The organism is Qipengyuania sp. YIM B01966 (assembly GCF_016461955.1).
Taxonomy (GTDB): domain Bacteria; phylum Pseudomonadota; class Alphaproteobacteria; order Sphingomonadales; family Sphingomonadaceae; genus QFOP01.
Genome location: NZ_JADMNM010000023.1, coordinates 1 through 4665, shown reverse-complemented (window position 1 = coordinate 4665; position 4665 = coordinate 1). Strand labels below are relative to the sequence as shown.

The 4665-nt window shown below is 60.7% G+C and carries 4 protein-coding genes and 1 pseudogene; 2 read left to right on the top strand and 3 right to left on the bottom strand.

What is annotated here, in order from left to right; all coding sequences use genetic code 11:
- The 3 genes from ILT46_RS11900 to ILT46_RS11890 form a co-directional block, all read right to left on the bottom strand.
- On the bottom strand, positions 1–740 hold a 740-nt coding region (locus tag ILT46_RS11900), incomplete at its 3' end, for a type IV secretion system DNA-binding domain-containing protein (RefSeq protein ID WP_199504855.1).
- Complete coding sequence (locus tag ILT46_RS11895; RefSeq protein ID WP_199504854.1) at positions 730–1059, bottom strand: hypothetical protein; 330 nt, start codon at positions 1057–1059, stop codon at positions 730–732. The genes ILT46_RS11895 and ILT46_RS11900, both read right to left, overlap by 11 nt.
- A gap of 717 nt (positions 1060–1776) precedes the next feature.
- Complete coding sequence (locus tag ILT46_RS11890; protein ID WP_199504853.1) at positions 1777–1998, bottom strand: hypothetical protein; 222 nt, start codon at positions 1996–1998, stop codon at positions 1777–1779.
- 684 nt (positions 1999–2682) lie between these two features.
- Here ILT46_RS11890 and ILT46_RS11885 point away from each other — a divergent pair.
- Together ILT46_RS11885 and ILT46_RS11880 are read left to right on the top strand one after the other, a co-directional pair.
- Positions 2683–4119 carry a hypothetical protein gene (locus ILT46_RS11885; protein ID WP_199504852.1) on the top strand — a complete coding sequence of 479 codons (1437 nt, stop codon included), beginning with the start codon at positions 2683–2685 and terminating at the stop codon, positions 4117–4119.
- A gap of 38 nt (positions 4120–4157) precedes the next feature.
- A pseudogene (locus ILT46_RS11880) lies at positions 4158–4665 on the top strand (abortive infection family protein); the annotation flags it as partial.

Here is a 4665-nt window from a genome sequence, read left to right as displayed (position 1 = left end):
GCCATTGGTGCTGACGGGGGACAGCCCCGCTCGCGGATTTCGTCAACGAGTTCGGTGAGCGCCACAGTCTTGCCGGTGCCGGTGGTCCCGACAAGCATCGCATGGCTCTGCTCGCGTCGCCACGGCCAGCTCACGCCGCCGAGATGCGCGGGGGTATAGAGGCCCGCTTCGCGCAATGATGCGCGACCGGCCAGACGCCATGACCAACCCATTTCGCTGCCATATTCGCGCGCCCGTTCGCGGGCGTTGTGGCGGGCGATGTCGCGCTCCAGTTCGGGCAGCGTTGCGAGCGAAGAGCCGCGCACATGCTTCTTCTGTTTCGAGCGCTCGCCGAAGCGTTCGGCAATCCACCAGAAGGCGATGAACAGCGGGACGAGGACCATGCTTGCAACCAAGAACGTACTCCGCAGGGCCTCCCCGAATGCGGCGACCGCGGCGCGCATCGGCGGGTACTGGGTGACGACCGACATGGGAAAGGCGGCGGTCTCGCCGTTGCCCAGTTTGAGGTGCACGAGCTTGCCGGGATCGAACTCCATGAAACCGTAGGCGGAGGCGTAGAGATGCATCCACAGAAGATAGACCTCTTGCTCGCTGAGCGAGGATTGGACCTCCCACCAGCCAAGACCGAGAATGACGAGCACGGTGACAAGCAGCGGTCCCTTGAGGCCCGCCGCAAACATGAAGCCGAAGTGGCCCAGCAGCTGGCTACCGCGGGTGAAGTTGACGAGATTATGCTTCATGCTCGCCTCCCTTGCCGGAAGCCGGAATGAGACCGAGCCGCTCGAGCCGGCGGTGATAGGCAGCCAGCGTACGCTCCCTCAGAGACCCGTCGGAATGGTGGGTTAGCAGCGCGTCGAGCGCGACTGTGGCGAACACCCTCTGCCGCTCCGGATCGGCCCCGGTGGGGCGCAGAAGCGCATCGTTGTCACGGGTCCAGGCGGCGACCAGCAGGTCGCGCACGACGATGCTGACGCTGACCTGCTTGAGGCGCGCCTGGTCCCTGATCCAATCCGCGATAAGCGGCGGAACATAGCTCTGCAGACTTTGATGACGTTGCACTTTTCCAAGCTCCTTGAACGATAAGGAACCTGGTTCACCCTGCGGAAGGCGAGGATCAGACTAAATCACGGGCAGCCTGTAGGAAAACGGAAAGTTCGCCCATCTGTTCAGGGCCTTATGGCAGAGTGATTTACCCGCAAATTGCGAATCCGCTTCATGCATCACCGGCAAATCAGTTGCTGCATCTCGCGAAATCAAGATCTATCCCATTGAAGAGACAATGAAACATCCGGCAGCACCGCTGCGTACGGTGTGCCTGTCAAGTTCCCCTGTGCGCGGGCGGCTCCGGTGGCTCCCGAGTTCCGTTCAACATGCTGATTTTTCGGCGTTATCGTTGGAGCGGGAGCGGGCGGGAATTTTCAGGACTAAGCGAGATTCGGGCGAAAATTGGCGCTGGGATACCAACTGGCCTTAGTTGAGTAGAACTTGGTCGGCCGCAGGGGACCACCGTCAGTATGATGAAGCCCGCAGAACCCCTTGGGAAAATAGGCCTAGAACAGAACCAACATCCCGCGAAATTCTCGATGGCGGAAACCCGCACAAGGGCCGATTTGCCGCCCTGATTGCACGCCGTTGAAGAGAAGATTGCTGCCCCTCCGGGACACATGAAAGGTGCACGTTTCGCTCATGTTCAGTCCAAGACCGAGCACTTCGCACGAGCATGCGAACATGAAAAAAGGGCAGGAGCCGTTACCGGTCCCTGCCCTCTCGCGCTCGTCAAAATTCGTCGAGCATCGCCCCATGCACCGTGTGCACCACCCGTGCAGCCAGGTGCGCCGGCAAGGCGTTGTAGTCGCCCTCGTCGAGAGCAAAGTATCCAAGCTCGCGGTCCTCGACGATGTGCTGATCGAAGAAGCTGTGCTGGGCTCTACGCTCCGCAGTAGCAAGCGCCTCGAAGTAGCAATCCAAGCTCGAATGACACGTCGCAAGTGAAGCCATGATGTCCTCCTGATGTCTGCCGTTGACGGCAGGAGCAGGTCGGATGGGTGTGCGGCCGGCGGGTCAGGGATCGCCCGACCGGGCGACCGCGAAGCGGCGGTGGGGGCAACGATTTTGTCGGACCGCAGCGAAGCGGAGGGGAGGCAAAATGGTGGGGCCCCGCCGTCCTTGACGCGCCGGCCGTGCGCCCATCACGCTGGGCATTCCGTGAGCCAGGCCCCCTCCCTGCCTCTAAGACGAAACGACACAGGAAGGTTCAGGACTGTTCGTTGCGAACGCCGGACCGGTTTTCGAACAGGGCCAGAGAGGTCGAATGACTCGCCCTATATTCAGCCGTTCTGTCGCCTTGCGATGCAGCGCGCAGGTCCATGAGGTCCCGAGCGGCCCCCCAGCTCCCCCTTCGTTCTAGAATGGTCAGGGGCGGAGCCAAGCATGTGAAGCAGTGCCCAGAGCCACAGCGCTCGCCGCAGTCTGTTTTAGGGTGAAACCGTATGTCGGCTTCCCGCCTTAATCGTCGCCATTCGAGGCTACTCCTCCCGGCTCTTGGGTAGCTGCCGTAGCTATTGAACCGACGATGGAGCCGCCGGCAGTTGGGGCTCCCGCCACCTCCGAAATAGGGGACGCCGCGAGGTCACCTAGTCATTCGCAAAGTCCGCTGTTAACCCATGCAGAAAGAGGGGAAAAATGGCTGCACGGAAGAGCCTAATCCATCCGGTATTGTTCTCGACACACTTCGCTGTGCCTTCTGCAGCCTTGGCCGCGGCGAAATTGCTGGATCCAATCCTCAACAGCGACACCAAGCTTTTCATTGATCCTTTGCTCCTCTGGAAGAGCCAGAACCCGAAGATCATCAGCGAGGGCAGAACCGCGGTAGAAACCTGCTTCCAGAACGTCATCGGTCTGCTGGATATATCGCGGGCCGAGGGCGATGCCGCATGGAAGGGTGCCTATCATGCGCTCAACCTCGACGAGCGCTCCGAGACGAGCCTCGGCTATGGTGCCGCCGGGACGAGCGGAAGTTCACGGCCGCCCGAACTTCGCAACCGCATTCTGCGCACCGCTAAGGAGATCATCACGCTGGGAGAGAAGAACCCAGCGATGATCCCACTGATGGGCCTGTTCGAAGCAGGAGTGGGTCCCGACACTCTGAGCGACATGACCACGAATTTCTTGCTCCCGACCCTTGCCGCGATCACTGAGGAATTCTGTCTCGCCAATGGCGTACCGGTGCAGCAGTTTGGCGCGCATTATGGCGACCGTAAGCTGCCGGCAAACCCCTATTATCCGAACTTGCCCGTGATCCTGGTTCCGCGCGATTTGCTTCGGGATCTGCCCTTGGCAGCCGATTGGGCGGATGTGAGCCGCGTGATCCTTGAGGTGCGCGAGATCCGCGACGCAGTGAACCGGATGTTCGGCAATTTCGCCAAGGCAACGATCGCACAGAAAAAGGCGGCCATTCGCCGTGCCGCCTTCTCCTCCCCGGCATTGCTACGAAAGTTGATAAACGCCGTCGCCGCAGCATCGGAAAGCTATGACGAGAAGGCTGACCTCGACGGCTACTATCAATTTCGGAAAATTCTAAGCGAAGACCCAGAGCCATTCCGGGGCCGACTGGTCGCGCCATCGGCGAAGGACGCCGTCACCCTGCTCAAGACTGTCACCGAAATCATCGCGCAGTTCCAGGCGATGGTCGAGGACAACAATATGTGGGAGTTGCTGTGGAGCGGAAGCGTCCCCCGGCACGAACGTGCGAGTCAGCTGATGTTCTTCGCGGTCGCCAACGTTATGTGCGCCGTCAACAATGTCGACATTTCGCCTGAAACAAACTCCGGCGGTGGCCCGGTAGATTTTAAGTTTTCGACTGGGTATCGCGGGCGTGTGCTTGTCGAGATGAAACTTTCCACTGGATCAGTGGTGCATGGCTACAAAACCCAGCTCGAGATTTACAAAAAGGCGTCCGACACTCGCGACGCGATTTTCGTAATTATGGATGTGGGCAAGATGGGCCGCAAATTGCGGACTATCGAGAATTTGAAGCATGATGCTGAAGCACGCGGTGAACGCGCTTCTGAGATCGTTGTGGTCGATGCGCGCCGCCAGAATTCTGCGAGCAAGCGATAAGCGAAAAGCTCCGGCTCAGGGCAACAGGAGAGTGTTCAGTGACGGGTCGATTTTCGCCCTTCGTCATCAAGGCGCTGGTGGACGCCATCACGGGCGGTGCGGGAAATGACGCGACCCCGCCGGTGGGCATCTACCGCTCTGGCCCGAAGATCGAGGAGTTCTTCCTGGACTGCGGCTTCGACATGCGGATCGGGGCGGTTTCACGCACTCCCGCGACCCTTACGGCACTCCGGCATATGGCCGCGCGGCCGGATGGAGACGAACTCATTAAGCGCGCCATCCTGAAGGTTTGCGATCCCCGCGAATACCTGAGGGAGCCGGACAAGGCCGCGGCGGTCCGCGACCACCTGAACCTCGCCCTGGAGGCCGACGGCCTCGCGGTGACGGTCGTGGGCGGTAAGGCCCACCTGACCGACCGACAGGGCAGTGGCGTGATCGTCGAGCCCTTCATCAGCAAGGTCGCGATCCTGGACTTCGACACGGTCCAGGTCGAGGTGGCGCGGGCCATCCAGAACGCGACGGAGTGTCCCCCGTCAGCACCAATGG